Origin of the sequence: Actinoplanes sandaracinus, from assembly GCF_030009775.1 — a bacterium.
Lineage (GTDB): Bacteria > Actinomycetota > Actinomycetes > Mycobacteriales > Micromonosporaceae > Actinoplanes > Actinoplanes sandaracinus.
This window is the reverse complement of record NZ_JASCTH010000090.1, coordinates 1-1,408: the sequence shown is the minus strand read 5'-3', so window position 1 is coordinate 1,408 and position 1,408 is coordinate 1. Positions and strand designations below refer to the sequence as shown.

General features: G+C 65.8%; 2 protein-coding genes. Both read right to left on the bottom strand.

What is annotated here, in order from left to right:
- Positions 1-18: 18 nt before the first annotated feature.
- The gene (locus tag QLQ12_RS46780; protein WP_282767543.1) at positions 19-426 is read right to left on the bottom strand and encodes a hypothetical protein; all 408 of its coding nucleotides are present in this window, start codon (positions 424-426) and stop codon (positions 19-21) included.
- A 7-nt stretch (positions 427-433) separates the two neighbouring features.
- On the bottom strand, positions 434-1,258 hold the full coding sequence (locus tag QLQ12_RS46775; RefSeq protein WP_282767542.1) for an IS5 family transposase: 825 nt from the start codon (positions 1,256-1,258) through the stop codon (positions 434-436).
- Between the last annotated feature and the right edge of the window lie 150 nt (positions 1,259-1,408).

The window sequence follows — 1,408 nt, the reverse complement described above, 5'->3', positions numbered from 1 at the left end:
AGAGGGCGGTAGGAAAGATTAGGTCCGTTTCGTGGCGAGAGTGAATATTCCGGGTTCGTTCTCGATCAGGATTCCGCGGCTGACCATGCGTTTGAGTCGTGCCCGGGCACCTTCGACGTGCTTGGGGGCGGGGTCGACACCGACGGCGAGGCAGACGTCCTTGGCGCGCATCCCGGCCGGGTTCGCCGCGAGAGCGGCGAGGATCTGCTGGTACGGGGCACTGGCGATGGTCGGGTCGTCGTCGGTGAACTGCTCGGCGGCAAGGTCTCGCAGGGTCGTGCGGGTAGTCGCCAGATCGGCCAGTTCGCTGTCGAGGCGGGCGAGTTCGGCGGTGAGTGCGGTGATCTTTTTGCGGAGCTGGCCGGCGGCGTGACCAGCGATGGTCTCTCGTTCGGCGATCAGGTCGAGGATCGCGGTCAGGTGCACGGCGGGTTCACCGCCAGGTCGGCGTGACGGCGTTCGTCAGCCGGCGCACGATGTTGGCCGTGGAGGCCCAGAGCGTGCGTGACACGCTCGATTCGGGCCGGCTCTCGTATTCGCGGGTCAGCCGGCGGTGCAGCATCAGGGTGCCGTTGACCTGCTCGACCAGCCATCGCTTCTTCACCGGGACGAACCCGGGCCGGACATCGGAGCGTTTCACGACCTCCACGTCGATGCCCAGCACGGCGCCGTGCAGGGCGAAGTCCTGCTTGAACCCGGCGTCGACGAAGGCACGGGTCACGGTCGGGGTGTGTTCGGCGACCTTGTCCAGCAGCCGGATGCCGATCGCGTTGTCGGTCACGGACGCGGCGGTCACGATCACCGCGATGATCAGGCCGAGCGCGTCCACGGCCAGGCCGCGTTTGCGGCCCGGAACCTTCTTGGCGGCATCCTTGCCGGTGGTCGCGGCGGGAACGTGGTTCGCGGCCCGGATCGACTGGGTGTCCAGGATGACCGCAGTCGGGTCCTCGGTGCGGCCGGCCTTCTCGCGGGCCTGGCAGCGCAGCAGGTCATGGATCGCGGCGTCGGTGCCGTCATCGCGCCACAACCCGAAATAGTAGTAAGTCACCGGCTTCTGGGGCAGGTCGTGCGGCAGGTACGCCCACTGGCAGCCGGTCCGGTTCTGATACAGGATCGCATTCACGATTTCCCGGAGATCCTGGTCGCCCACACGTCCCGCGACCGAGACCCGTCTGGCTCTCCAGGCGTCCAGAAACGGACCGATCAGCGCCCACTGCTCATCGGTGACGTCGCTGGGGTACGGCTTACGCACGCTCATGACCAGCCCAACCGTGCAGACAGCCCGCCTGACGTGACCGATGTTCATCTTTCATTCGATCGAGTGATCACTATCTATCGCGAACCCGCAGAACGATCTCCAAACGGACCCAACGCATAGATCAACCTAAACAGTTCATGACCGGCCTCT

Coding starts and splice junctions, on each gene's coding strand:
- QLQ12_RS46775 (WP_282767542.1), bottom strand. CDS start 1,258: ATGAGCGTGCGTAAGCCGTACCCCAGCGACGTCACCGATGAGCAGTGG.